A 26,397-nucleotide genomic window follows, 5' to 3' on the forward strand; every position below is an offset into this window, starting at 1 on the left:
GGGAAAGCGTCTGCCGGCCCGCGCGGCCAACTCGACCGCTGCTCGGGCCGGGGAATACTTGTTACTGACCGAGCGTGTCGCGCACGGTGCGCACGACATTCTCGACCGTGAAGCCGAAGTGCTTGAACAATACGCCAGCGGGAGCCGATTCGCCGAAGGTGTCGATGCCCACCACGGCCTGGACCTGGTATTTCCACCAGAAATCCGTCACGCCGGCTTCCACCGCCACGCGCGGCACGCCTGCCGGCAGCACCGATGCCTTGTAGGCGCCATCCTGTTTGTCGAACACCGTCGTCGCCGGCACCGAGACCACGCGCACGTGCACGCCGTCGGCGGCCAGCTGGTCGGCAGCGCCCACTGCCAGGCCCACTTCCGAGCCGGTGGCGATGATCACGGCATCCGGACGGCCGGTCTTGGCGTTGGTGCCGTCGCGCAGCACATATCCGCCGCGCGCGATATTGGCGCGGGTCGCATCGTCGCGCTTCTGGAACGGCAGGTTCTGGCGGCTGAAGATCAGGCAGCTCGGGCCATTCTCGCGGCGCACGGCCTGGACCCAGGCCACTGCGGTCTCGGTGGTGTCGGCGGTACGCCACACGTCCATGTTGGGGATCAGGCGCAGGCTGGCAACGTGTTCGATCGACTGGTGGGTCGGGCCGTCTTCGCCCAGGCCAATGGAGTCGTGGGTGAACACGAACAGCGTGCGGATCTTCATCAGCGCCGCCATGCGCAGCGCGTTGCGGCTGTAGTCCGAGAACGTCAGGAAGGTGCCGCCGTAGGGAATGTAGCCGCCGTGCAGCGTGATGCCGTTCATGATGGCGCTCATGCCGAACTCGCGCACACCGTAGTTGATGTGGTTGCCCCAGGCATCGGCACGCACTGCCTTGCTGCCCGACCAGTTGGTCAGGTTGGAGCCGGTCAGGTCGGCCGAGCCGCCCAGGAATTCCGGCAGCACCGGGGCGAGCGCCTCGATGGTGTTCTGGCTGGCCTTGCGGGTGGCGATCGTCTCGGCCTTCTCCTCGCACTTGGCCAGGAATGCGTCCACGGCAGCGTCGAATGCGCCGGGCAGCTCGCCACGCATACGGCGCTGGAATTCGCCGGCTTCATACGGGAAACGCTCGCCATAAGCCTCGAACAGTGCGTTCCAGGCCTTCTCCAGCGAACCGCCGCGGGCCTTGGCATCCCATGCCGTATAGACTTCGGCCGGCAGTTCGAACGGTGCGTGGGCCCAGCCCAGCGCTTCACGCGTGGCCAGGATTTCAGCGCCGCCAAGCGGCGCGCCGTGCACATCGTGACCACCTTCCTTGTTGGGCGCACCCTTGCCGATCAGGGTACGGCAGCAGATCAGGGTCGGACGATCGCTGAACTTGGCTTCGGCGATGGCAGCGTCGACGGCGGCGGCGTCATGGCCATCCACCGCGCGAATCACATTCCAGCCATAGGCTTCGAAGCGCTTCGGGGTATCGTCGGCAAACCAGTGCACGACATCGCCGTCGATCGAGATGCCATTGTCGTCCCACAGCGCGACCAGCTTGTTCAATTTCAGCGTACCGGCCAGCGAGCAGGCTTCGTGGCTGATGCCTTCCATCAGGCAGCCGTCGCCCAGGAACACATAGGTGTGGTGATTGACGATATCGAAGCCGGGGCGGTTGAATTCCTCGCCCAGCAGGCGTTCTGCCAGTGCCATGCCCACCGCGTTGGTGAGGCCCTGGCCCAGCGGGCCGGTGGTGGTTTCCACGCCCGGCGTGATGCCGTATTCCGGGTGGCCGGCGGTCTTGCTATGCAGTTGGCGGAAGTTCTTCAGCTCCTCCAGCGGCAGGTCGTAGCCGGTCAGGTGCAGCAACGCATAGAGCAGCATCGAGCCGTGGCCGTTGGACAGCACGAAGCGGTCGCGATCAGCCCACTGGGGGTTGGTCGGGTTATGCTTCAGATGGCGGCCCCACAACGCCACAGCGATATCCGCCATACCCATTGGCATGCCTGGGTGGCCTGAATTGGCCTGCTGGACGGCGTCCATGGCCAGAACGCGGATGGCGTTGGCCATGAGTTGGACGGGCTGCGAAGCGTGCGGACTGGCGGCGGGATGAGCGAGGTGAGACATGCGGCGGGAACCTGGCGGCGGGAAAAGCGCAATTTTACCAGAAGGAAAGGCGGAGTCCGGGCACCCGGCGGCCCCTGTTGGCGGCCATCTGCAATGGACCGAATGGCTCGCCCCCGGCATCGGCACCACCCTGGGCCAGATTCGGCTGCTGGCGGCGGTGCGCTCGCCATACCAGCAGATCGAGATCGGCGAGAATGCCCGCTTTGGCCGGATCTTCCGCCTCGATGGCCGCGTCATGTGCGCCGAAGCGGATGCCTTTATCCAGCATGAACTGATGGTGCACCCCATGGCCGTGGCTCATGGCGCGGCACGTTCGGCGCTGGTGGTCGGCGGCGGCGACGGCGGCTCGGCGCGTGAGCTGCTGCGCCTGCCATTCATGCGCGAGGTGGTGGTGGCCGAACTCGATCCGGAGGTCGTGGCGCTGGCCCGAGCCTGGCTCGATGGTATCCACCAGGGCGCCTTCGACGATCCGCGCGTGCACCTCGCCATTGGCGATGCCTTGGGCTTGATGGAAGCCTTCGGCCGTGCCGGGCGGCGGTTCGACCTGATCGTGTTCGACCTTAAGGGGGCCGACGATGCCAGCCCGGCGGCGGCCCTCTTCTCCGCCCACGGGCTGCAAGCCGCCAGGCGCTGCCTCGCGCCGGGCGGCGCGCTGTCCCTGCAACTCGGCCCGCCGGAGCACCGCCCCGACCCGGTTCGCGTGCTCTGCGCAAGGTTGCGCCAGTGTTTCGCCCAGGTCCAGCCCCTCAGCGCCTTTATCCCGGTGTACGGTGCATCATGGGCCATCGCGCTGGCCAGCGACGCGCTGGACGTGCGCGGCACCGGCACCGCGCTGCTCGGCGAGCGGCTGCGCGCCTGGAAACTGGAACGGACGCTGCGCTGCTACTACGCGGCGCTCCACCCGGCCTTGTTCACCCTTCCCCGCCACCTGCAAGCGCTTTTCGACAGCGCCGGCGCACCCGCGTAAGATGCTCATTCGCACCGCGAGTCTTGCCGCCACGGCAAGCCCCGCGCGGCTTCCCGTAACCAGGAGACGATCATGACAAGACCGGCCAACACCCCCTGGCTCACGCCCTACCTGACGGTGGGCAACGGGCGCAGCGCGCTCGACTTCTACCACCGCGCCTTCGGTTTCAGCGTGGGGAACGTGGTCGACGAAAACGGTGTGCCGACCCACGCAGAGATGCACTACCAGGGCGAACTGGTGGTGATGTTCGCGCCCGAAGGCGCCTGGGGCAGTACCGCGCGCACGCCCAGCTCGCTCGGCGTCGAATGCCCGCAGACGTTCTACGTGTACTGCGACGATGTCGATGCCATGTACACACGCGCTGTCGCCGCCGGCGCGGTCAGCCTGATGGCGCCCGACGACCAGTTCTGGGGCGACCGCTATTGCATGGTCAAGGATCCCGACGGCTACCGTTGGGGATTCGCCAAACCGTTGGACAAGGCCGCCGGCGAAGACAAGGACGGACCCGCCTGATGCCGCCGCGCTTTTTTATCGATTCCGCCCTGGCCACCGAGACCGACATGCCGCTGCCCGAAGCGGTAGTGCGGCATGTCCAGGTACTGCGGCTCAACCCGGGCGACGATATCACCCTGTTCGACGGGCGCGGCGGCAGCCATGCCGCCACCCTGCTCGAGATTGGCAAGCGCCATGCGCTGGCGCGGATCGGCGGCCACGATCCGTCTGAGGCCGAGCCACCCTTCCGCGTCACGCTGGCGCAAGGACTGGCGGGCGGCGACAAGATGGACTGGCTGATAGAGAAAGCCGTCGAGCTCGGCGTGGCGGCGATCCAGCCGCTGCAGGCGGCACGTTCGGTGGTCCGGCTCTCGGCAGAGCGCGCGCAGAAACGCCACGCGCACTGGCAGGCGCTGGTCGAGGCGGCATGCGAGCAATGCGGACGCAATCGCTTGCCCGAGGTCGCACCGGTGGCTAACTTGGAATCATGGCTGGGACTGCAGGCGAACCCGGCGGCGGCCCGGGGCGTTCGGTTGCTGGTCACGCCGCGCGCCTCGCAGTCGCTGGTATCGTTTGCCGCGGAGCGGCGTGGCGCGCTGCTGGACACCGGCGTGACGCTGCTGATCGGACCGGAAGGCGGACTCGCGCCGGACGAGGAAGCTGCGGCGCTGCACGCAGGTTTCACGGGCGTGTCACTCGGGCCGCGCATCTTGCGTACCGAGACTGCCGGGCTCGCTTGCCTGGCCACGCTCAACGCGGTATTGGGCGGATTTTGACGGCATCCGGGCCATCCCGGCCTGGCGCCACACTCACCGGAAGGAGTCGATCATGGGACTACTCGATAGCGTGCTGGGCGGAGTGCTCGGGCAGCGCGGCGGCGGCGAAGGCGGCGCTGGCGGCTTGAACCCGAAGATGATGATGGCGCTCGGGCTGCTGGCCATGCTGGCGATGCGCCATAAAGGCGCCGAAGGCAGTCCCGGGGCGGAACATGATCCGGCCGATCCGGCCGCCGGCGCCGGTGGACTTGGCGCGCTCGGCGGCCTCGGTGGGCTGCTCGGCGGGCTGTTGGGTGGTGCGGGCGGCGGCGCCGCGGCTGGCGGCGCACCCGGTGGGCTCGATCTCGGCGGATTGCTGGGCGGCCTGCTTGGAGGCCAGGGCCAGCAGGGCGCTGGCGACGCGCCCGCACTGGGCGCGGCGGCTGGCGGCATCGGCGCCTTGCAGCAAGTCCTGGCGCAGGCTGGCCTGGGCGAGCAGATCAACTCCTGGATCGGCACCGGGGCCAATCAGCCCGTCTCGCCGTCCGCGCTGGCCGGCGCCCTCGGCGGCACTGGCGCGCTGGAGAGCCTGGCCAATTCGACCGGCATGTCACAGGATGATGTAGCCGCCCACCTTAGCGAAGGTTTGCCGGAACTGATCGACAAGCTCACGCCGCAAGGCCAGGTGCCGCCGGCTGCATAGCCTCCGCGCCGCACCGGCAAAGCAAAAGGCCCGCTGCAAGCGGGCCTTTGTCATCCTGCCTCTCCTGTGGGCGGCAGGCGCTCAGGCGAAAGAATAGAACACGCGGAACTGCACCTTGCGCTCGGCCCAGAACTCGGCCGCGTCGCGGAATACATCGAGCAGGACCTCGCGCCCTTCCTTGTCGAACTTCTGCGCGATGGGCAGGCCTTCCAGCACGATCACGAAACCGGGCTGCGCGCCCGCCTTGTGGATCAGGTCGGTCAGGCAATCGGCCAGCGCATCGAAATTCTTCCCGAAATGCTTGGGAAACAGGAAATTGATGGCGATGGTTTCCAGCACTTCTGCCTTGCTCTGGCAGTGCGCGCAGTTCGCATAGAGGAAATGCTGGCCCAGCTCCGCCGCCGCCTGTGCAAGCTCGGGCACGCGAAACGCGCGAATCGACTGGACGATGTTCGGACGCACCGTCTTGAACAGGTTCATGGCTCCCTCTTGGCTGCCGTCAGTGCCGGCTGCGGGAACGGGTGCGAGCGGCGGTTGGTGCGAGAGCTCGTTGCGAGGCATCATCAACACGTTGTCGTAAAGATTCTGGGCCTGGGTCTGGGCCCGGTGCCAGCCATCTCCGGCGCCGCGCTCTTCGCGGGCGGCAAGGGCGTCGCCCAATCCGAAAATGTCAGTCATCATTTGGCTATCCGTTTGAAACTGTTGTAGTGGTCGTCCGTGTAATAACAGTCGCTGGTGGCGCGTTGATCACCGCCACATACGATCCGCCTTGCTCCTCGATTCCGGCTGTTTGTTTTCACCGTGTATTCGCGGTAATAACCGCGCGACCTTTGCGGCAGGACGCGCTCGTAGTTGCCGAACCTCGAACCATCCTTGGCGTAGGGAAACGGGCCACCCGCTTCGATACGTTCCAACGTCAACTGCGCCTCGTTGGGCAACTGCTGTACCGCGATGGTTCCCGTGCCATCATCGATCGCCTGACGCGCCAGCACAGGCTGGGCCAACGCGCACGAAACCGCCACGCCTGCCAGCACCCGGCTTGCCACTCGCGCCAGACCGGCGGCTGAAATCCATTGTGATGCGCGCTGCGTCAAAGGAATCTGGGAACCCACGTTGCTTGTCTTGATCTGGGGGCGCCAACAAAATTGGTAAGGGATCGTTGCGCGGCTGCCACGCCACCTCAACTGCCCTTTCTGCCTGCACCCCGGACGGTCTGCGCGAATACCGGCGGCATCGTTGCGAGTAACGAGCGCCTACTTCAAAGGTATAAGGTTACGCCCATGCCAATAAATAATCAATCCCCGCCCCCCAGTCGGGTGGAAAACTTCAATTGTTTCAATGTGTTAATAGGATGTGTGCACACACTGACCACCTCACGCAGGCGATAAAAAAGCCGGGCAAGCCCGGCTTTTCAAGACTGACAGCGGCTTAGCGCTTGGCGGCCGCGTCAACCACCACCAGCGACGTCATATTGACGATACGCCGCACCGTAGCCGAAGGCGTCAGGATATGCACCGGCGCCTTGACCCCGAGCAGGATCGGCCCGATTGCCACATTGTTGCCCGCCGCGACCTTGAGCAGGTTGTAGGCGATGTTGGCCGCATCGATGTTCGGGCACACCAGCAGGTTGGCTTCGCCCTTGAGCGCGCCGTCCGGCACCAGCGTGTCGCGCAGCTTCGGGTCGAGGGCGCAATCGCCGTGCATCTCGCCATCCACCTCGAGTTCCGGCGCGCGTTCGCGCAGGATCGCCAGCGTTTCGCGCATCTTCTGCGCCGACGGCGCTTCGGACGAGCCGAAGTTCGAGTGCGACACCAGCGCCACCTTGGGCACGATGCCGAAGCGCTTGAGCTCTTCGGCGGCCATCAGGGTGATCTCGGCCAGCTGGTGGGCGGTCGGGTCGATATTGACGTGCGTGTCGACCAGGAAAATCTGGCGGCCCGGCAGCACCAGCCCGTTCATCGCCGCGTACACCTCGTTGGCACCGCCCAGGATCTGGTCGATGTAGCGCAGGTGGGCTGCGGTGGTGCTGACGGTGCCGCAGATCATGCCGTCGGCCTCGCCCTGCTTGACCAGCATGGCGCCGATCAGCGTGGTGCGGCGGCGCATTTCCAGCTTGGCGTACTGCTGGGTGACGCCCTTGCGGGCCATCATCTTGAAGTACGCCTCGGAGTAGTCGCGGAAGCGCGCGTCGTGTTCCGGGTTGACCACGGTGAAGTCGATGCCGCCGCGCAGGCGCAGGCCGAAGCGCTCGATGCGGTGGGCGATCACGGCCGGGCGGCCGATCAGGATCGGGTTGGCCAGCTTTTCATCGACGATCACCTGCACCGCGCGCAGCACACGCTCTTCCTCGCCCTCGGCGAAGACGATGCGCTTCTTCTCCATGTCGACCTGGCGGGCAGCCGCGTAGATCGGCTTCATCAGCGTGCCCGAGTGGTACACGAACTGCTGCAACTGCAGGCGGTACGCGTCCATGTCCTTGATCGGGCGCGCGGCCACGCCGGACTGCATGGCGGCCTCGGCCACCGCCGGCGCGATCTTGACGATCAGGCGCGGGTCGAAGGGCTTGGGAATCAGGTACTCGGGGCCGAACGACAGGTCCTGGATGCCGTAGGCGGTGGCGACGATGTCGCTCTGCTCCTGGCGCGCCAGTTCCGCGATCGCATGCGCCGCGGCGACTTCCATCTCACGCGTGATGGTGGTCGCGCCGCAATCCAGCGCGCCGCGGAAGATGAAGGGGAAGCACAGGACGTTGTTGACCTGGTTCGGGTAGTCGGTACGGCCGGTGGCGATCACCGCATCCGGACGCACTTCCTTGACCAGCTCCGGCAGGATTTCCGGGTTGGGGTTGGCCAAGGCCAGCACCAGCGGCTTGTCGGCCATGCGCTGGACCATGTCCTGCTTGAGCACGCCGGCGGCGGACAAGCCCAGGAAGATGTCGGCGCCGTCGATCACTTCGGCCAGCTTGCGCTTGTCGGTCTTTTGCGAGAAACGGGCCTTTTCCGGGTCCATCAGCTCGGTGCGGCCTTCGTAGACCACGCCGGCCAGGTCGGTCACCCAGATGTTTTCAAGCTTCATGCCCAGGTCGAGCAGCAGGTCCAGGCACGCCAGCGCCGCGGCGCCCGCGCCGGAAGCCACCAGCTTGACCTTGTCGATGTCCTTGCCGACCACCTTGAGGCCGTTGACGACCGCCGCGCCGACCACGATGGCGGTGCCATGCTGGTCATCGTGGAAGACGGGAATCTTCATGCGTTCGCGCAGCTTGCGCTCGACGTAGAAGCACTCCGGTGCCTTGATGTCTTCCAGGTTGATGCCGCCGAAGGTGGGCTCGAGCGCGGCAATGATCTGCACCAGCTTCTCGGGGTCCTTCTCGTCGAGTTCGATGTCGAACACGTCGATGCCGGCGAACTTCTTGAACAGGCCCGCCTTGCCTTCCATGACCGGCTTGGACGCCGCCGGGCCGATGTCGCCCAGGCCCAGCACGGCGGTGCCGTTGGTGATCACGCCGACCAGGTTGCCGCGCGCGGTGTAGCGGAAGGAATTGGCCGGATCGACCACGATTTCCTCGCACGCGGCGGCCACGCCCGGCGAGTAGGCCAGCGCCAGGTCACGCTGGTTGGACAGCGGCTTGGTCGGCGTGACCGAGATCTTGCCCGGCGTCGGAAACTCGTGATATTCCAGGGCAGCTTTGCGCAGCGCCTCACGCTGCTGCTGCTTCAGGTCTTCTGGGGGCGTGGGCTGCTGGGGACTGGTCATCGGCGCATCTTCCGGTCGGTGGAGCCGTTATTGACGTTACTGGAAACGAAATGGCGGGCCGGCTCCACGTACCCGCAGTCTCTTCCTCTGGAACCCCGCATTTTATATTGTGAAATATTATTTCACAATAAGCGTTTTGCGCGGAGCACCTTTGCGTTTCGGTACAATATGCCGCAAGCCGCCAGGGCTGACCAGCAGGGCGAAACCCGCCCCGGCGCGGTCCTGGAGCCGGGAAGTGAGTCACACCGGCGAGCTGCCGCCCCGCATGACGCCAGCTTGCCACTGCAAGCCACTCGTGTGGCGGTATTACCCAGCCCTTCGCCGAATCTCCGCCGCCTCGAAACCTCCCCATGCCCGAAATCTCCAGCGCCCAGCTCTCCGAGTTCGACCTGATCCGCCGTTTCTTTACCCGGCCCGCGCGCAAGGCCGTGCTGGGTGTGGGTGACGACTGCGCGCTGATCGAGGGGCGGCCCGGGCACCACCTGGCCATCAGCACCGACATGCTGGTCAGCGGACGCCACTTCTTCCCCGACGTGGCGCCGCGGGCGCTGGGCCACAAGGCGCTGGCCGTCAACCTGTCCGACCTGGCGGCCATGGGCGCGGAACCCCGCGCGTTCACACTGGCACTGGCCTTGCCCGAAGCCGATCCCGAGTGGCTGGCCGAACTGGCCGCCGGCATGCTGGAACTGGCCGATGCCCACGGCTGCGAGCTGATCGGCGGCGACACCACGCGCGGCCCCCTCACGCTGAGCCTGACGGTGTTCGGCGACGTGCCCGCGCACAAGGCGCTGCGACGCGATGCCGCGCGCCCCGGCGACGACATCTGGATCTCCGGCACGCTCGGCGATGCCCGCCTGGCACTGGGCGACTGCCGCGGCGAATGGCTGCTGCCCGAGCCCGATTTCACCGAGGTGCGCCCGCGCATGGAGACGCCGACGCCGCGCGTGGCGCTGGGCATGGCGCTGCGCGGAGTGGCTCATGCGGCACTAGACATCTCCGACGGCCTGGTTGGCGATCTGGGCCATATCCTGGCACGCTCCCAAGTGGGCGCCCTGCTCAACGTCGATGCCCTGCCGCGCTCGGAGGTGATGGCCGGCCAACCCGAGGCGCGCCAGCTGGAATGCACGCTGGCCGGCGGCGATGACTACGAACTCTGCTTCACCGCGCCCGCAGGCACCCGCGATGCCGTCGCCGCCATCGGCGCGCGGCTGGGGCTGCCGCTGACGCGTGTCGGCGCCATCACCCCCGAACCCGGCCTGCGCCTGGTCAACGAGGACGGCAACCCGAGCGCTTACTCGGGCAGCAGCTTCGACCACTTCGCTTCCTCCTGACAAGCCAGTGTCCGCCGTGTCATGATGCAGCCATGCCGGGCGCCAGACCCTGCCCGGACCCGTTGTCCGGAAAAATCCCATCCGAACCATACGAGCCAATCCTTGATGTCCGCCTACCCGCCCGGGCCTTCCGCGCACGATCCCGCCCTGACCCTGGAAGCCGGCCAGGCCGCCAAGGTCCTGCGCCCCACGGCGCGCTTCATGCTCTCCCACCCCGCCCACCTGATCGCGCTGGGCTTCGGCTCTGGCCTGTCGCCGGTTGGCCCCGGCACGGTCGGCACCCTGTATGCGTGGCTGTCATACCTGGTGATCTCGATGTGGGTGCGGCCGGAGGCCTGGCTATGGCTGATCGCCGGCGGCTTCCTGCTCGGGCTCTGGGCCTGCGCCCGCACCGCGCGCGACATGGGCGTGCACGACCACGGCAGCATGGTCTGGGACGAAATCGTGGCGTTCTGGCTGGTCATGGCCTTTGTGATGCCGACCGGATTCTGGGGCCAGCTTGCGGCCTTCCTGTGGTTCCGCCTGTTCGATATCGCCAAGCCGGCGCCGATCGGGCATCTCGACCGCACGCTCAAGGGACCCGGCCTGCGCGGCGGTTTCGGCGTCATGTTCGACGATGTGATGGCCGCCTTTTACACGCTGCTGGTGTTCGCCCTGTGGCGTTCGCTGTAATCCGCACTTCCCGCAACCCTTACTGAATCCGCCATCATGTCCGTCAGCCGCTTGCTCGACCAGCTTGCCGTCCAGGTCGGTATTTCCCTGAACGAGAAGTCGCTGTTGCTCGCTACGGCGGAGTCCTGCACCGGCGGGCTCGTGGCCGCGGCCATTACGGATGTATCGGGTTCGTCAGGCTGGTTCGAGCGCGGCTTCGTCACCTACTCCAACGAAGCCAAGTCGACCATGCTGGGGGTGCCGGCCAAGCTGATCCGCGATCACGGCGCGGTCAGCGAAGAAGTGGCGCGCGCCATGGCCGAAGGCGCCCTGCTCAACAGCCGCGCCCAGGTGGCGCTGTCCATCACCGGCGTGGCCGGACCGACCGGCGGCACGCCGGAAAAGCCGGTTGGCATGGTTTGCTTCGGCTGGAGCAATCGCATCACCACCACGGTGGAAACGCAGCGCTTTCGCGGCGACCGCCAGCAGATCCGCCGCCAGGCCGCCGAGTACGCCATCCGCGGCCTGCTGGAACTGGTCCGCAACGAGGCCTGAGGCACGCAGCGGCCTGACGGCCGCCAACGATGCTGCGGTTCAGCCCTGGCGGTAGCGGTTGATGGTTTCGCGCGTCTGCAGCGCGACGTTGCGCGCGGCGCTGGCGAAATCCTTCTCGCGGCTGGCATAGAGGATGGCGCGCGAGGAATTGATCATCATGCCGGTACCAGCGGCAGTTCGCCCGGCGCGAACAGTAGCCTCGATATCACCGCCCTGGGCTCCGATGCCCGGGATCAGCAGCGGCATGTCGCCCACGATCTCGCGCACCTTGGCAATCTCCGCGGGGAAGGTCGCCCCCACCACCAGCGACATCTGGCCGTTGGTATTCCAGCGCGTGGCGGCCGCTTCGGCCACCACCTGGTACACGGGCTTGCCGTCCACCGGCAGGAACTGCACATCCGAGCCGCCAGGATTGGAGGTGCGGCACAGCACGATCACGCCACGATCGGGATAAGCCAGGTAGGGCTCCATCGAATCCAGGCCCATGTACGGATTGACCGTGACCGCATCGGCACGGTAGCGCTCGAAGGCTTCGATGGCGTATTGCTGCGCGGTCGAGCCGATATCGCCGCGCTTGGCGTCCAGGATCACGGGAATTCCGGGGTGGGCGTCATGGATATAGGCGATCAGCTGCTCAAGCTGGTCTTCGGCCCGCTGCGCCGCAAAATAGGCAATCTGCGGCTTGAAGGCGCAGACCAGGTCGGCGGTGGCGTCAACGATCTCGCGGCAGAAGGAGAAAATGGCGCCGCCCGCGCCCGTCATGGACAGGGGCAGCTTGCCGGGATCGGGGTCGAGCCCGACGCATAGGAGGGAATCGTTGCGCTGCCAGGCTGCAGCCAACTGCTCGGTGAAAGTCATGGAATGCTCGCTAATCTGGGTCGGCCGCATCGGCTGCGCGCCGGGCCCTGTGGGCCGGCTCGGCGCTCCCCCGCGGCAACAGTCGTTCTGCGATTTTACCCGCTGCGTGCTATCTTCTGCCGTTCTTCCTCGATACAAAGAGCGGCGTCGCACACAGCCGCCACCCCGCCATGTCTCTCGACCGCCGCAGCCTGGTGCTGCTCGTCATCCTCACACTCGCCTGGGGCATCAACTGGCCCATCATGAAACTCGGCGTGGCGCAGTTCCCGGCCATGGGATTCCGCCTGCTCTGCATGGCCGGCGGCGTGCTGGCGCTGGGGCTGGCCTTGCGCCTGCGCGGCGAATCGCTGCGGGTCCCGGCGGGGCAGTGGCCGACCGTGATCAAGCTGGCGATACCCAACATGGTGTTCTGGCATCTGCTGGCGATCTGCGCCGTCAAGATGCTGTCCTCCGGGCGCGCCGCCATCCTTGGCTACACCATGCCAATCTGGGCCGTGGTCTGGGGCCTGGTGCTGTTCCGCGAACGCATTGGCGCCGCCGCCTGGATCGGCATCGCCTGCGCGCTGGCCGGCACCGCGCTGCTGCTGTCGGGCGAGATCGCGGCGCTGACCGGCAGCCCGGGCGGCACCCTGCTGATGCTGGGCGCCGCGGCCGGCTGGGGCCTGGGCACTCAGATGATGAAGCGCAGCAAGATCGAAATGCCGATCGGCGTGCTGACCTTCTGGATGCTGGTGGTCACGCTGCCCTTCCTGCTGCTCGGCACGCTGCTGCTCGAGCATGGCTGGCGTCTGCCCAATGCCGTGGAATGGGGGGCAATCGCCTATAACGCGGTAGTGGTGTTCGCCTACTGCCACCTCGTCTGGTTCATGCTGGCGCGCAGCCTGCCGCCGGTGGTGTCGAGCCTGTCGATGATGTTCATCCCGGTGGTGGGTGTGTTCTCAGGCATGTGGATGCTGGGCGAGCAGCCTCACTGGCAGGACTATGCCGCGATCGTGCTGATGTTCGCCGCCATGGCCTCGGTGCTGCTGGTGCCGATGTTGCGCCGCTGGCGCCGGAGCGCGAGGGCGGCATGACGGCAACACCGTGCGCCGGGGGGGCCTGCATTCACCCAGATTTCACTTAACAAGCCCCCCTCGTTGGGCTACACTCGCGGCCATCATAATCCCGGAGAAACTACGTGGGCAGTAGCATCGGGTGTTCGTGTTGCCGCAGCCAGATTGCGATCGCACCGAATGCCATGTCACTGCGGGCTGCGTAACGACGACCGCCGGAGCCGGACCATCCCGCTCCACCGCCTCGTCGGACTCGCCCGCAGCACATACTGCGGGTGAGTGTTCTTCCGTGCCCCTGACGGCCGCCGCCGCGCGCGCCGCCTCGTCCCGGACTTTCCCTCTCCCGGCTTGCCAGCCATGAACGGCAAACGCCATCGCCTTGCACGCTCGCAGAAGCGCGCAGCGCGATCACGCTTGCCAGCGGGCTTATGCTTCGCCATTGCGCGCGAAGCGTGGGTTCGCCCAGGGCCGGCCAAGCCTAGCCTGCGCGTTTCTTCGCCAAACGCAACAAGGAAGCCCTGGGATGATCAACCTGTTCGTCCTGCAGAAAGGCCGGCTCGCACAGGAGCAGGTCGACGATCGCAATGAACTTCTGCAGCACAAGCCGATCTGGATCGACGTCATCAGCCCCGATGAAGAAGAACTCGCCTGGATCAAGGAAGCGTACGGCGTAGCCCTGCCGGAACTGGAAGACCTGGGCGACCTGGAAGCCTCGGCCCGCTACTTCGAGGGCGAAGACGAGAACATCCATATCCGCACCGACTTCCTGCTCGACGAGGAAGAGATCTCGCGCAACGTGCGCGTGGCGTTCGTGCTGACCCGCGACGTGCTGTTCTCCATCCACGACGAAGACCTCCCGGTGTTCCGGCTGGTGCGGTTGCGCGCGCGCATGCGGCCGGGTTCGGTGCGCAACGCCAAGGATGTGCTGATGGATCTTTACGCCACCGATGCGGAATACTCGGCGGACTCCATCGAGGAAGTCTACGAACGGCTGGAGGAAGCCAGCAAGCGCGTGCTGGCCGAAAACGTGACCGATGCCGCCGCCGCAGACGTGCTGGAAACCATCGCCCGCGAGGAAGACCTGAACGGCCGCATCCGCCGCAACGTCATGGATACGCGCCGCGCGGTCTCCTTCCTGATGCGCAGCCAGTTGCTGTCGGCCGAGCAGCAGGACGAAGCCCGCCAGATCCTGCGCGATATCGACTCCATCGAGAACCACACCGCGTTCCTGTTCGACAAGATCAACTTCCTGATGGACGCCACGGTCGGCTTCATCAACATCAACCAGAACAAGATCATCAAGCTGTTCTCGGTGGTGTCGGTGGCGCTGATGCCGCCCACGCTGATCGCCAGCATCTACGGCATGAACTTCAAGTTCATGCCGGAGCTGGACTGGTCCGCGGGCTATCCGTGGGCGATCGCGCTGATGGCGGTGTCGGCGGCGATTCCGCTGGTGTATTTCAAGCGCAAGGGCTGGCTGAGCTAAGTGGCGGCGCGGCTGCCGCCGTGCTCAGTCCGGCAGCGTGGCCGCGCCCATGCGGCGCGCGATGATATTGGCCTTGGCCTTGAAGTTCACGCGCACGTTGGCGCAGTACTGCTTCTTGTCGAAGCATTTCGGCGCCGGCAGCGCGGCGGCCAGGCGCGCTGCCTGGCCCACGCTCACCCTGGCCGCGCTGGTCTTGAAGTAGTGCTGGGCCGCGGCCTCCGCCCCGAACACGCCTTCGCCCCACTCCACTGAATTCAGGTAGATCTCGAAGATGCGTTGCTTGTCGAGCCAGAACTCGAGCATCCAGGTGATGGCCAGCTCCTGCCCTTTGCGCAGGTAGTGCTGCTCTGACGAGAGAAAGAGATTCTTCGCCAGTTGCTGGGTGATGGTGGAGCCGCCGCGCACGATGTGGCCGCGCTTCTTGTTGCGCTCCCACGCATCGAGCATGGCGTCCAGTTCGTAGCCGGGATGGTTGACGAAGTCGGCGTCCTCGCTGGCGATCACCGCGCGCTTGAGGCTGCGCGAGATATCGTCATAGCCGACCCAGCGGCGGTCCACCTGGCAGCTCCAGAAATGAAAGCCGCACAACCGCCACTGCTCGGCCCGCATGAACGCCGTGGACGACGGGTTCACGTATTGCCAGGCAGCGATCTGCAGGAAGAAATAGACCTGCATGGCCAGCACGCCGGCGATCAGCGTGCCGAGAAGGTAGGCGAGCCAGCGCAGCGGGTTCAGACCGCCGCCGCGCGTGGCAGGCCCCGAACGGTCGGTGCGCTTGCGCTCAGCCATGTTCGATGCCTGCAGGCCGCAGCGCCGCGCTCAACGCGCGGCTTCGGCCTGGAGTTCGGCGCGCAGCGCTGCCAGCACGGGAGCGGTGGCAGGCCGCACGCCGCGCCAGTTGTAGAAGGCTTCGGCGGCCTGCTCGACCAGCATGCCCAGTCCGTCCGCGGTGCGCGCGCCGCATTGGGCGGCGAACTTCAGGAACACCGTGGGCTCGGCGCCGTACATCATGTCGTAGGCGAGCACATCCTTGCCCAGCAGCTCCGCCGGCACCGGCGGCAGTTCGCCCTGCAGGCTGCTGCTGGTGGCATTGATCACCACGTCGCAGGCGTCGTCCTCGGACAAACCCGCGAGCGCGTCGAAGCCGCCGCCCCACAATTCCACGCCGTATTCGTCGGCCTGCTGAGCCACGTTTTCCAGGATGTCGCTGGCGCGCTGGGGCGTGCGGTTGGCCACCACGATGCGATCGGGCCGGCAGGCAATCAGCGGCAGCATGGCGCCCATGGCCGCGCCGCCGGCGCCCAGCAACAGGATGCGCTTGCCTTCGAGCAAGGTATCGAGATTGATCTCGATGTCCCGCGTGAGGCCGACTCCGTCGGTGTTGTCGCCATGGATCACGCCGTCCTCGATCCACATGGTGTTGACCGCGCCGGCGCTTTCGGCGCGCGGCGTCAGGCGCTCAGCCAGGTCATAGGCTTCGAGCTTGAAGGGGACGGTCACGTTCAGGCCGTGGCCACCACTCTCGAAGAAGGCGCGCACGGCGGCAACGAATCCGTCCAGCGGCGCCAGCAGGCGCTCGTACTCGACGGCCTCGCCGGTCTGCTGCGCGAAGGCGGCATGGATGGCGGGCGAGCGGCTGTGTGCGATGGGATTGCCGATCACCACATAGCGGTCGGCCTGGGTCTGGGATTGCATAGTCGTAGTAGAGGACATCATCGGGCCTGTAAGCGTGTTTCCAGCCCACTGCGCGAAAACTTGAAGGTGGAGATGACTTCGAGAATATCCTGGCGCGCCTGCATCTGCGGCGTAAAGTGGCCAAACGGCGCCGCGGCCCGCACGATCGCCACCGCCTGGCGGTCCAGCGCGGGATCGCCCGAGCTCTTGACCACGTCGATGGCATCGATGTTGTAGCCGTCGCGGTTATAGCCGAGCTTGCCCTGCCGGTTGACGTTGATCACCAGGATCAGTTGCCCGTACAGCGGCTTGCCGTTGCGCTGGGGAAAATCGGTGGTGCCGCGCGCCTCGATCTTCTGGCGCAGGCGGTCGTAGTACTGCGCATATTCGACTTCCTGCGCGCTGGTGGCGGTGAGCTGGTAGCGCTTGGGACGCTTGGCGTATTGCTCGAGGTTGCGGCCAATCTCGGCTTCGAGCCTGGCCATCTCGTCGAGCGAGGTACGTTCGTCCTGCCCGCGCAGCGGATGCTCCGTGCGCTGCTGGCCGGGCTTGAGCGGCTGGCTGCGCACGGCCGGCGCGGCTTCGCGCGACTGCGTCATCAGGCGCTGCTGCTCCTGCTCCATCTGCTCCACGCGGCGCTGCATCTGGCGCACCAGGTCGCCGTCCTTGGTGACGGTCTGGGCCGGCAGCGGCGTGGTCGCGCGCTGCTGGTCCTGCTCGCCGCCGCCGTCGAGGTTGGCCTGGGCCAGCACGGTGGGATTCTGCGGACGCTGCGCCGACTTGGAATTGACCAGCACCACGTCGAGCGCGGCATCGGTGCGCTTGATCTCGAACGCCTCCGGCGCCACCACGCGCACGGTCAGCAGCAGGACATGGGCAAGCACCGAGACGACCAGCGCCTTGGCCATCGTGCTGCTGGCGTTCCACCACTGGCGGGGAGAAAAAGCGGCTTTCACGATGGGCGGGGCGTTGGCTGTACGGCGTCGATGGGACAAGACCGGGGCCGGGGTCGGTCGGACCCCGGTTCAGACTGCGATTGTAAGGGAGCGCCTCGTTTTTTCCGAGGACCTCAGCCCGCGCCACCGGCGCCGGTGTCGCGTGTCTCCGACGAAGCGCCTTCGCTTGTGGCACCTTCGGCACTCGCGGCGTCGCCCTCGGCGCTGCCTTCCGCGGCCGCGTCGGCGGCCGCGCCCTCGGCGGCGGCTTCGGCGGCCTCCTCGGCAGCAGCTTCAGCGGCGGCTTCGGCCGACACTTCGCTGGCTTCGTCGTCGCCTTCCAGCTCTTCCGACGGCAATTCGCCTTCGCCGGCAAAGATCTCCAGGAGCCGGCACGACACCTCCAGCGAGATTTCGTCGGTTGCGCCGATTTCCAGCAGCACCTGGGTACCGCGCGAGGCCTGGACCAGTTCGGGCACGCGCGTGACCAGCGGGATCTCGGCAAAGCGCACCGCGCCTTCCTTGAGCACCGAGCCCATCAGGCGCTCGCGCTTTTCCTGTTGCAGCCAGCGCAGGCACCAGTAGCGTTCCATGGTCGACTGGTGATCGGCATAAGCGGCGTAGGTGCCTTCGAAGTCGGCCACGGCAGCCAGCAGGTCGGAGTCCTTGGGCTTGAACGGCGCCACCAGCTTGGCCGTGATGCCATGCTGGGCCACCGCCAGGATCTGCCACTGGTTGACGAGGTCGACATAGCGCCGCAGCGGCGAAGTGCTCCAGGCGTACTGCGCCACGCCCAGCCCTTCATGCGGGGCCGGATAGGTCTGCATGCGGGTGCGGTGCATGCCCCAGGCCTTCTGCGTGCGGTAGATGCCCGGCACGCCGTGGTCAGCGAGCAGCTTGCCCCAGGTGCTGTTGGCCAGGATCATCAGCTCGGCCACGATCTTGTCGAGCGGAGAGCCGCGCCGGCGCTGCTCGATGCGCACGCGCTCGCTGCCGTCGGCCAGTTCGTCGAGGTAGAAGTTGTAGTCGGCGCGGTTGTGCGACTCGGGCCGCAGCCCGCTCGCCAGGCGCGCCTTCTGGCGTTCATCGTGCAGCCATCCGGAGAAGTGCCACAGCTGGGTCAGCGCCTCGCGGAACGGGTAGTCGCCGGTGCCTGCGGCAAGCGCGGCCTCGGTCACCACGTCCTCAAGCAGGTTGTGGCGCAGGTTGGCCGCGATCATGACCATTTCGGCACGGGTCTCGCTGCTGACGATGGCTTGCTGGGCCGGATCGTAGACCACGTACAGCGACAAGGCCGGGCACTCGCGCCCTTCCTGCAGCGTGTAGCGCTCCACCACATCGTCGGGCAGCATGGTGATCTTGTCACCGGGGAAATACACGGTCGACAAGCGCTGGCGCGCCACGGCATCGAGCGGCTCGCCACGGCGGATGCCGAGGCCGGGGGCCGCGATATGGATGCCCACGCGGATCTGGCCACCGTCGAGCGGCGTGACCGACAGCGCATCGTCGATCTCGGTGGTAGTGACGTCGTCGATGGAAAACGCCTCCACCTCCGCGCGCGGCAGGTCGCCGACGGGTTCCGGCACGGGCACGTCGGGAAAGCCCGTGCCCTTGGGAAAGCATTCAGAGAGGAATTTGGCCTCATGCAGCGCGCGCGGGCTGGCAATGCCGCCCACTGCCACCATCAGCCGCATCGGCGACATGCCAAGCGCGGTGCAGGCGGCGTCCATCGCCTTGTATTCGAGGCTGTTCTTGTCGGGCTTGAACAGCAGCTGCAGTGCCTTGCCTCGGAAGGCGTCGGGCAACGTCATGGCCTTGAGCTGGGCTTCGTATTCGGCCTGCACCAGGGCTTGCTGCTTTTTGCGTTCGAGTGCGGCGAGCGCTGCGTTGAGCTGGTCTTCCGGCGCGCGCTGGTAGCGCCCACGTCCCTTGCGGCGGAAATAGACCGGATTGCCGTGCAGCGCCTGCGCCAGCGCAGCTTGCTGCACCACGCTCGCCGCCGCGCCGAAATACTCGGCGGCCAGGTCGGTGAATCCGAACTCTTCCTCCGACGCGCATTCCCACAGGAACGGCAGGTCGATCTCGCCGGCCAGCTCGGCGGTCTGGCGCACCAGCTCGATCGCCGACGGCTGCGCGAACTGCAACAGTACGTCACGCGACTTGACCTTGGTGCGTTTGCCCGCGGGCAGCTCCACCTGGTATGACTCGCCCTGCTGGGTCAGCACGGTGCCGGCGCGAATCTCGCCGCCTTCTTCGAACAGCAACTGCATGGATCGGTACTTTCAGAAATGCCGGGAACCGTTCTGGAAAACAAGCGCCCTGGCGCTTTGTAACGCCTGTGGGAACGGCCCGGTGAGAGAAATGGTGCAAGGCCGCCCTCAGGCGAGACGGCAACCGGACCTGAGATGATACCGCACCGCGCCGGCGGCAAGCCCGGCGCGGGTCAAGCTGTTACAGCGACATGCCGCCGCTGGCCTCGATCGCCACGCCATTGACGTAGCTGGCGTCGTCGCTGGCCAGGAAGGTATAGATGCTGGCGATTTCCGCTGGTTCGGCCAGCCGGCGCAGCCAGCAGGACGATTTCATGCCGTCGAGCACCTTCTCCGGCACGGTCTGCAGGATCTCGGTCGCGACGAAGCCCGGGCAAACCGCGTTGACGCGCACGCCCTTGGGACCCAGTTCGCGCGCCCACGTCTTGGTAAAGCCGATCACGCCGAATTTGCTGGCCGCATAGTTGGTCTGGCCGAAGTTGCCATACAGGCCCACCACGCTGGATGCATTAAGGATCACACCACTACCTTGCTCGGTCATGATCGAAGCCACCGCCTGCGCGCAGTTGAATACGCCCTTGAGGTTGACGTCGATCACCGCGTCGAACTGGGCCTCGCTCATCTTGGCCAGCCGCGCATCCTTGGTGATGCCGGCGTTATTGACGAGGATGTCGATGCGGCCGTGTTTGGCGAGCGTGGCCGCGACCATGGCGTCCACTTCGTCGCGGCGCGTCACATCGACCTTGAAGGCGCTGACGGTAGCACCCGTCGCGGCGAGGGTCCCGGCGGCGGCACGCACGCGCTCTTCCTGCACATCGCAAAGCACCACCAGCGCGCCTTCTGCGGCAAAGCGCTGCGCGGTGGCAAAGCCGATGCCGGCGGCAGCGCCGGTGATGACGGCAACACGTCCCTGCAATTTCATGTTGTTGGTCTCTTCTTCTTGGTAGTGGTCGTGGGATGTTCTTGCTTTGGATGGGTACTTGCGCGCTACTGGTCCGAACCGCCCTGATTGGACGCGGGCGCATTCGGGCTTTCCGGCGCGGGCCGCTCCCGCAGGTCCGGCAGGAACACCTCGGTCACCAGCATGACCCCGCCGCCGCGCCGGAAGACCGAGCGCCGCGCCGGCAACATGGAGGACGGGGGCAGTTCGCGCATCGCCGGCACCGCCTGCTCCAGCCGGCGCCGCAACGGGTGATGCGGCAACAAGCGAGCAAATGCGAACGGCTCGCGCAGCACGCGGGGATCGACAAACAGCGCGCCGCCCAGGGGGCGCTCGCCCAGGCCGCGCAGGAATGGCCAGTCGCGCCGGGCATGGTCGGGTTTCACCACGGTATGGGCAAAGATGGCCGGCACGCCGTCGCAGACCAGCAGTACCTCCCGCGCCAGCGCGTGATGGCGCGCGGGCAGGCCCAGCGCCTGCCATTCGTCGGCCAGGGCAAGCTCCATGCGCTGCGCCAGGCAACGCACCCGGAACCGGCTCGATGCCGCCACCAGCCGTGCAGTCAGCGAGCCGTCACCAATGACCCAGCGGCGCAGGTTCGCGCTGATGGCGGGATCTTCGGGTAAGTGGGAGTGCCAACCGCTGCGGCGCACATGCGCCCCGCTCATAGCGCACTCATGCCTGCGGCTCCGGGTTGACCGGGCTGATCTGGCCACCGGGACCATAGCCGCAGAAGGCCAGGACTTCGTCGACGTAGCCGGCAAATTCGCTGATGCCGTGGTCGCTGCCCTCGATGACGCGCGTGTGCGCGCCGGGGAACGCCGCCAGCATCTCGCGATAGTCCAGCACCTCGTCGCCGGTGGCGGCCATGAGGAAATAGCGCTCCGGCCGGGTGATGGCCTCGACCCGCAGCGCCAGTAGTTCGTCCAGGTGATGCCGTTCCACGCGCACCGAACCGCCGCCATGCCAGAGCGGCTGGTCGCCCAGGTAACGCTCAAGGTCGGTCCAAGGATGCACAGTCGGGTTGAGCAGCACCGCGCGGCAGCCGTGGCGCTCGGCCAGCCAGCGGGCATAGAAACCGCCCAGCGAAGACCCGATGATGGTGAGCGGCTGCGCGCCGCCCGCCTGGGACGCCGCGATCGCCGCTTCCGCCTGGGCGATGGCCGCCGCCGGCGACACGTTCAGCACGGGGCAGGCGTAATAGCGGCCAACGCCCCATTCGCGCATGCGCTCCTGGACCAGCCGCGCCTTGAACGACTGCGGCGAGGAACGAAAACCATGCAGGTACAACAACATGCCGGTCCCCGCTCAGGCCGCGTCGCCGGCAGCGAAGGCATCCAGCAGCTTCTGGTGCACGCCACCGAAACCGCCGTTGCTCATCACCAGCACGTGGTCGCCAAGGCGTGCCGCGGCGCGCACCGCCTGCACCAGCGCGGGAAGATCGCTGAAGGCGGCAGCCCGCTCTCCCAGCGGCGCCAGTGATTCGGCCAGGTCCCAGCCCAGGGCATCCTTGCCGCTGGCCGCGCCGTAGCCGAACACGAGGTCGGCCGCCTCCAGGCTGGCCGGCAATTGCGCCTTCATGACGCCCAGCTTCATGGTGTTCGAGCGCGGCTCCAGCACGGCCAGGATGCGCGCCGCGCCAACCCGTTTGCGCAGGCCGTCGAGCGTGGTCTGGATCGCGGTGGGATGGTGGGCAAAGTCGTCATAGACCGTGATGCCGCCGACCACGCCCCGCACTTCCATGCGGCGCTTCACATTGGCAAAACGCGACAGGGACTCGATCGCCTGGGCCGGCGGCACGCCCACATGCCTTGCCGCCGCGATCGCAGCCAGCGCGTTCAGGCGGTTATGCGTGCCTTGCAGGTCCCAGGTGAGCCGTCCTTGCAGCGCCTCGCCGAACCAGACATCGAAGCTGTCTTGCGTCGCGCCGCCAGTGGCGCCGGCAGGCTCCCCGGCACGCCAGTCGCCCATGCCGAACTGCTCCGTCTCACTCCAGCAGCCCCGCTCCAGCACGCGCGCCAGACTCTCTTCCGCCCCATTGACGATCAGGCGGCCCTGCTCCGGCACGGTTCGCACGAGGTGGTGGAACTGGGTCTCGATCGCGGCAAGATCCGGGAAGATGTCGGCGTGATCGTATTCCAGGTTATTCAGGATGGCCGTGCGCGGACGGTAATGGACAAACTTGCTGCGCTTGTCGAAGAACGCCGTATCGTACTCATCGGCTTCGATCACGAAGAAATCGGACTCGGTCACGCGCGCCGACACCCCAAAGTTCTGGGGCACGCCGCCAACCAGGAAACCCGGGTTGTAGCCCGCATCCTCCAGGATCCAGGCCAGCATGGAAGTCGTTGTGGTCTTGCCGTGGGTTCCCGCCACCGCCAGCGTCCATTTGCCGCGCAGCACATGCTCGCCCAGCCACTGCGGGCCGGATGTATAGGGCAGGTTGCGGTTGAGGATGGCCTCCATCAGCGGATTACCGCGCGAGACCACATTGCCGATCACGAACAGATCCGGCGCCAGCGCCAGCTGGTTCGGATCGAAGCCCTCGATCAGTTCGATGCCCTGGGCCTCGAGCTGCGTGCTCATGGGCGGGTAGACATTGGCATCGCAACCGGTCACGCGGTGGCCAGCCTGCTTGGCCAGTACGGCAAGGCCGCCCATGAATGTGCCGCAGATACCGAGGATGTGAATATGCATGGAATTTGGGATTCGGCGGGCCTGGGCGGCCGGGCCTGTGGCTTCTGAATGAGGGGGAATTGTACCTGAGGGGGGCAGGGGGAATCCCGAGGGATGCCTGCGGCACCAGGCGGAAATCCACTTCCGTATGGTGCGCAGCGAGCCCCCGAAGCCGTTCGGTTCGAGCCCTGCAACCCGCCCCGGAAGGTCGCTCCACGCAGGGGGGAGCCGCCGTTGACCTTGAAGTTAAGCCGCTAAAGCTGGCTTTGACGTTAAATCCGCCAGCCAACGGAATCTCAAGCTCCCCGCCCACTCTAAGAAACCAAACCCCGCCCAGGGCGCCTCCCCCAATCCCTCCGGTATCATCCCCACATGCCCCGCCGCCCCACCCTGGACCCCATCCGCCTGCGCGAAGAAATTGCGCAGGCCGCCGCCCGCATGATCGCGGAAGACGGTGCCGACTACGCCACCGCCAAGCGCAAGGCCGCGCGCCAGTTGCTGGGCGACATCCGCGTAACCGGCGAGTGGCTCCCCGACAACGAGATGGTCGAGGCCGAGGTCCGCGCCTACCAGGCGCTGTTCCATTCGGACAGCCAGCCGCGCGTGCTGGCGCTCCTGCGCCGCCTGGCCATACTGGCCATGAGTGACCTGGCCGCGTTCCGCCCCTACCTGGCCGGGGCGGTACTCAACGGCACGGCCACCGAGCATTCGGACGTCTATCTGCAGTGCTTCTGCGACAGCCCCAAGGACCTCACCCTCCATCTGCTCAATGCCGGTGTCGATTTCGATACCAGCGAAAGCCGGCACTTTGCCGGCCGTGGCGAGGTCGAGACCTTGAGCTTCCTCTGGAAGGGCCAGTGGCCCGCACAGAGGGAGGCACGGCTGCTGGCGGGGGAAATCCGCGCCGAGCTTGGCCAGCCCGTTGGCATTCATATAGCGCTGTATGATGCGGATGATGAACGTGGCGCGGTCCGGGCAGATGCCGGCGGCCGCGTTGCCCGTGCCGACCTGAGCGCCGTGCAGGCACTCGCGGCGGCGGCCGCGTCCGACACACCCGACACGCCCGAAGCAGCCTGAGCACCAGAACGGCACGGTGCCTTCCGTTCCAGCCCCTGGCCTTTTCTGCCATCTATCAGCCGCTAACTTCCTGCTGCCATGACCCCTTCCAATAGCACTTCTGTCCGCCGCAGCCGCCTCTGGGTCTGGCTCGCCGTTGCTGTCGTCGCTGCCGCTGCCGGCGCACTGGCCGGTCATTATGTGTTCTCGCCCAAGCCAGCATCCGACGAGGCGGTGGAAGCGTTCCTGCGTACGCAACTGCCTGACCCGACCGGCGCGCAGGTCGATTTCGCCAAGTTGCGGGGCAAAACTGTAGTTGTGAACTTCTGGGCACCCTGGTGCGGCCCATGCGTCGAGGAGATGCCCGACCTGACCGCGCTGCACAAGGAGTACTCGGGGCGCAAGGTGGAATTTGTCGGCATCGGCATCGATTCGGCCAACAATATCCAGCAGTTCATCCAGAAAGTACCGGTCTCTTACCCGCTGGTGGTGGCGGGCTTTGCCGGTACGGAGTTGTCGCGTAATTTCGGCAATGCCGCCGGCGGGCTGCCCTATACAGTGATCATTGCGCCTGACGGCACGGTCAGCTACCGCAAAATGGGCAGGGTTTCCCCTGACGAACTGCGCGCCGCGCTACCACGCGGCTAGGCATAAAATTCTTGATTCGGGGCGATTCTCACCTAATCTTGAGCGATCGTCACGCAAATTGACCGATTTCCGATGGCACAGGTCGAAAGTGCCGGATCAGACCAAGAAACTCGCCTGCCTGGAAGCCGCTTATGTCTGCGCTGCTAGACAAATCACTCTAAGCTACGGTAATCTCCGCGCAATTTCGTTGAAATGGTCGAGTCGCCGTGATCGATACGCCTCCCGAACGCCGCTCCGCCCGCTACCGCAAGCTGCTGGTCCTGCATGGACCTAACCTGAACCTGCTGGGCACGCGCGAACCGGAAACCTATGGACACACGAAACTGGTCGATATCGACCTTGCCCTTGCGCAGCGTGCAAGGCAGGCCAATATCGCCCTGGCTACGTTCCAGTCCAACCACGAGGGGGCACTGGTCGATCGTATCCATGCGGCGCGCGACGAGGGCGTTGACTTCATCATCATCAACCCGGCCGCCTACACGCATACCAGCGTGGCGTTGCGCGATGCGCTGGCCGGGGTGGCGATCCCTTTCGTGGAGGTCCACTTGTCGAACGTGCATCGGCGCGAGGACTTCCGTCACCACTCCTTTTTCTCGGATGTGGCGATCGGCGTGATCTGCGGGCTTGGCTGGCAAGGCTACCTGCTGGCGCTGGACTATGCCCTCGGGCAGGAGCTGGAGCAGGCGCCCCTAAAGGCCTGACCCGGCCGGTTTATTTCATGACATTTACCGCGCCCCCGGCGCCTGTCACGTCCCCGCTGTCTCGCCCGGCGGACGTAGGCAGCCCGCCGGACGCATGAGTTTTTCCCGGACGAAGCCGCCAGAGCGGCAAGCCGGACAACCCGATTCAGGAGGATAGAAGATGGACCTGCGCAAGCTGAAGACGCTGATCGACCTGGTGGCCGAGTCCGGCATCTCCGAGCTGGAAGTCACCGAAGGCGAAGGCAAGGTGCGAATTGTCAAGGCACCGCCGCAGGTCATCGCCGCGCCGATGGCGATGCAACCGATGCAGGCGCTGCCCCCGGCCGCCGCGGCGCCTGTTGCCGGCGCCGAGCCGGCCGCACCGCAACTGCCGGTTGGCCATGTCGTGACCTCGCCGATGGTCGGCACCTTCTATCGCGCACCCTCGCCGGGCGCCGCGGCCTTCGTCAACGTGGGCGATACCGTCAAGGAAGGCCAGACGGTCTGCATCATCGAAGCGATGAAGCTGCTCAACGAGATCGAGTCCGACAAGGCCGGCGTGATCAAGGAAATCCTGGTCGAGAATGGCCAGGCGGTGGAATACGGCCAGCCGCTCTTCATCATCGGCTGATACTGACCGGCATGCCGCGCCGCCCGCAGCCTGCGCCGGATGTTCCGGCCGGCCGCGCCGGCGCAGGCGAACCGGACGCGCCGCACGGGCCTCGTCCCGGTGCCAGCTCCCCCGCCCGCACTCCGGCCACCGCGCCGGGGGCGCCATGATCCGCCGCGGTGGGACCGCCTTTCTCCTCGCAGAGAG

Annotated in this window: 26 protein-coding genes; 13 read left to right on the plus strand and 13 right to left on the minus strand. The window is 66.4% G+C overall.

Annotation, left to right across the window (positions count from 1 at the left end; all coding sequences use genetic code 11):
* Positions 1-61: 61 nt before the first annotated feature.
* Positions 62-2,098: a transketolase gene (gene tkt, locus ACZY0R_RS33635; RefSeq protein WP_488864576.1), complete on the minus strand. Its 2,037-nt coding sequence runs from the start codon at positions 2,096-2,098 to the stop codon at positions 62-64.
* Here tkt and ACZY0R_RS33640 point away from each other — a divergent pair.
* The 4 genes from ACZY0R_RS33640 (at position 2,097) to ACZY0R_RS33655 (ending at position 5,015) form a co-directional block, all read left to right on the plus strand.
* Complete coding sequence (locus ACZY0R_RS33640) at positions 2,097-3,065, plus strand: spermine/spermidine synthase domain-containing protein (protein ID WP_488864578.1); 969 nt, start codon at positions 2,097-2,099, stop codon at positions 3,063-3,065. The two genes, tkt and ACZY0R_RS33640, sit on opposite strands and share 2 nt — an antisense overlap.
* A gap of 72 nt (positions 3,066-3,137) precedes the next feature.
* Entirely contained in the window at positions 3,138-3,578 is a 441-nt protein-coding gene (locus ACZY0R_RS33645) for a VOC family protein (RefSeq protein WP_488864580.1), read from the plus strand.
* The gene (locus ACZY0R_RS33650; RefSeq protein WP_488864582.1) at positions 3,578-4,333 is read left to right on the plus strand and encodes a 16S rRNA (uracil(1498)-N(3))-methyltransferase; all 756 of its coding nucleotides are present in this window, start codon (positions 3,578-3,580) and stop codon (positions 4,331-4,333) included. Before ACZY0R_RS33645 ends, ACZY0R_RS33650 begins: the two co-directional genes overlap by 1 nt.
* A gap of 52 nt (positions 4,334-4,385) precedes the next feature.
* Positions 4,386-5,015 (plus strand): YidB family protein, encoded by a 630-nt coding sequence (locus ACZY0R_RS33655; RefSeq protein WP_488864584.1) that lies wholly within the window; start codon positions 4,386-4,388, stop codon positions 5,013-5,015.
* 81 nt (positions 5,016-5,096) lie between these two features.
* On the opposite strand, the gene ACZY0R_RS33660 is transcribed toward ACZY0R_RS33655, so the two are convergent.
* The 3 genes from ACZY0R_RS33660 to ACZY0R_RS33670 form a co-directional block, all read right to left on the minus strand.
* Positions 5,097-5,696 (minus strand): barstar family protein, encoded by a 600-nt coding sequence (locus ACZY0R_RS33660; protein WP_488864586.1) that lies wholly within the window; start codon positions 5,694-5,696, stop codon positions 5,097-5,099.
* On the minus strand, positions 5,693-6,037 hold the full coding sequence (locus tag ACZY0R_RS33665; protein WP_488866325.1) for a ribonuclease: 345 nt from the start codon (positions 6,035-6,037) through the stop codon (positions 5,693-5,695). Before ACZY0R_RS33665 ends, ACZY0R_RS33660 begins: the two co-directional genes overlap by 4 nt.
* 406 nt (positions 6,038-6,443) lie before the next feature.
* Positions 6,444-8,768 (minus strand): NADP-dependent malic enzyme, encoded by a 2,325-nt coding sequence (locus tag ACZY0R_RS33670; RefSeq protein WP_488864588.1) that lies wholly within the window; start codon positions 8,766-8,768, stop codon positions 6,444-6,446.
* 350 nt (positions 8,769-9,118) lie between these two features.
* Between ACZY0R_RS33670 and thiL the strand changes: the two genes are divergently transcribed.
* The 3 genes from thiL (at position 9,119) to ACZY0R_RS33685 (ending at position 11,305) form a co-directional block, all read left to right on the plus strand.
* Positions 9,119-10,099, plus strand: a complete 981-nt coding sequence (gene thiL, locus ACZY0R_RS33675) for a thiamine-phosphate kinase (RefSeq protein WP_488864590.1) — start codon at positions 9,119-9,121, stop codon at positions 10,097-10,099.
* 105 nt (positions 10,100-10,204) lie between these two features.
* The gene (locus ACZY0R_RS33680; RefSeq protein ID WP_488866327.1) at positions 10,205-10,771 is read left to right on the plus strand and encodes a phosphatidylglycerophosphatase A family protein; all 567 of its coding nucleotides are present in this window, start codon (positions 10,205-10,207) and stop codon (positions 10,769-10,771) included.
* 36 nt (positions 10,772-10,807) lie between these two features.
* Positions 10,808-11,305: a CinA family protein gene (locus ACZY0R_RS33685; RefSeq protein ID WP_035875451.1), complete on the plus strand. Its 498-nt coding sequence runs from the start codon at positions 10,808-10,810 to the stop codon at positions 11,303-11,305.
* A gap of 39 nt (positions 11,306-11,344) precedes the next feature.
* Here ACZY0R_RS33685 and pyrF read toward each other — a convergent pair whose 3' ends face one another.
* Complete coding sequence (pyrF, locus tag ACZY0R_RS33690; protein WP_035875662.1) at positions 11,345-12,163, minus strand: orotidine-5'-phosphate decarboxylase; 819 nt, start codon at positions 12,161-12,163, stop codon at positions 11,345-11,347.
* A gap of 170 nt (positions 12,164-12,333) precedes the next feature.
* On the opposite strand from pyrF, the gene ACZY0R_RS33695 reads away from it, so the two are divergent.
* Positions 12,334-13,236, plus strand: coding sequence for a DMT family transporter (locus ACZY0R_RS33695; protein WP_488864592.1), 903 nt, complete (start codon positions 12,334-12,336; stop codon positions 13,234-13,236).
* Positions 13,237-13,738: 502 nt separating this feature from the next.
* Positions 13,739-14,701, plus strand: coding sequence for a magnesium/cobalt transporter CorA (corA, locus tag ACZY0R_RS33700; protein ID WP_488864594.1), 963 nt, complete (start codon positions 13,739-13,741; stop codon positions 14,699-14,701).
* A gap of 24 nt (positions 14,702-14,725) precedes the next feature.
* Here the strand turns inward: corA and mtgA are convergent, their stop codons facing one another.
* The 8 genes from mtgA to mpl all read right to left on the minus strand — a co-directional run bounded on the left by mtgA (position 14,726) and on the right by mpl (position 23,217).
* Positions 14,726-15,427, minus strand: coding sequence for a monofunctional biosynthetic peptidoglycan transglycosylase (mtgA, locus tag ACZY0R_RS33705; RefSeq protein ID WP_488866329.1), 702 nt, complete (start codon positions 15,425-15,427; stop codon positions 14,726-14,728).
* Positions 15,428-15,520: 93 nt separating this feature from the next.
* Positions 15,521-16,414 carry a shikimate dehydrogenase gene (gene aroE, locus ACZY0R_RS33710; protein ID WP_488866331.1) on the minus strand — a complete coding sequence of 298 codons (894 nt, stop codon included), beginning with the start codon at positions 16,412-16,414 and terminating at the stop codon, positions 15,521-15,523.
* Positions 16,414-17,283 carry an energy transducer TonB gene (locus tag ACZY0R_RS33715; RefSeq protein WP_045237117.1) on the minus strand — a complete coding sequence of 290 codons (870 nt, stop codon included), beginning with the start codon at positions 17,281-17,283 and terminating at the stop codon, positions 16,414-16,416. The genes aroE and ACZY0R_RS33715 overlap by 1 nt, the downstream gene beginning before the upstream one ends.
* 161 nt (positions 17,284-17,444) lie before the next feature.
* Positions 17,445-19,580: a ribonuclease catalytic domain-containing protein gene (locus ACZY0R_RS33720; protein WP_488864596.1), complete on the minus strand. Its 2,136-nt coding sequence runs from the start codon at positions 19,578-19,580 to the stop codon at positions 17,445-17,447.
* A gap of 181 nt (positions 19,581-19,761) precedes the next feature.
* On the minus strand, positions 19,762-20,502 hold the full coding sequence (gene fabG, locus ACZY0R_RS33725; protein WP_045237119.1) for a 3-oxoacyl-ACP reductase FabG: 741 nt from the start codon (positions 20,500-20,502) through the stop codon (positions 19,762-19,764).
* 65 nt (positions 20,503-20,567) lie between these two features.
* A complete protein-coding gene (locus ACZY0R_RS33730; RefSeq protein WP_488864599.1) occupies positions 20,568-21,188 on the minus strand; it encodes a chorismate--pyruvate lyase family protein in 621 nt (206 codons plus the stop codon).
* 7 nt (positions 21,189-21,195) lie between these two features.
* The gene (locus ACZY0R_RS33735) at positions 21,196-21,816 is read right to left on the minus strand and encodes a YqiA/YcfP family alpha/beta fold hydrolase (protein ID WP_488864601.1); all 621 of its coding nucleotides are present in this window, start codon (positions 21,814-21,816) and stop codon (positions 21,196-21,198) included.
* Between the two features lie 12 nt (positions 21,817-21,828).
* Complete coding sequence (gene mpl / locus ACZY0R_RS33740) at positions 21,829-23,217, minus strand: UDP-N-acetylmuramate:L-alanyl-gamma-D-glutamyl-meso-diaminopimelate ligase (protein WP_488864603.1); 1,389 nt, start codon at positions 23,215-23,217, stop codon at positions 21,829-21,831.
* Positions 23,218-23,568: 351 nt separating this feature from the next.
* Here mpl and ACZY0R_RS33745 point away from each other — a divergent pair, with 351 nt between their 5' ends.
* The 4 genes from ACZY0R_RS33745 (at position 23,569) to accB (ending at position 26,211) form a co-directional block, all read left to right on the plus strand.
* A complete protein-coding gene (locus ACZY0R_RS33745; RefSeq protein WP_035875470.1) occupies positions 23,569-24,273 on the plus strand; it encodes a hypothetical protein in 705 nt (234 codons plus the stop codon).
* Between the two features lie 78 nt (positions 24,274-24,351).
* Entirely contained in the window at positions 24,352-24,900 is a 549-nt protein-coding gene (locus ACZY0R_RS33750) for a TlpA family protein disulfide reductase (RefSeq protein WP_045237123.1), read from the plus strand.
* A gap of 206 nt (positions 24,901-25,106) precedes the next feature.
* Entirely contained in the window at positions 25,107-25,601 is a 495-nt protein-coding gene (gene aroQ / locus ACZY0R_RS33755) for a type II 3-dehydroquinate dehydratase (RefSeq protein ID WP_488864605.1), read from the plus strand.
* A gap of 160 nt (positions 25,602-25,761) precedes the next feature.
* Positions 25,762-26,211 carry an acetyl-CoA carboxylase biotin carboxyl carrier protein gene (accB, locus tag ACZY0R_RS33760; RefSeq protein ID WP_488864607.1) on the plus strand — a complete coding sequence of 150 codons (450 nt, stop codon included), beginning with the start codon at positions 25,762-25,764 and terminating at the stop codon, positions 26,209-26,211.
* Positions 26,212-26,397: the final 186 nt, after the last annotated feature.

Source organism: Cupriavidus sp. F041, assembly GCF_057814235.1.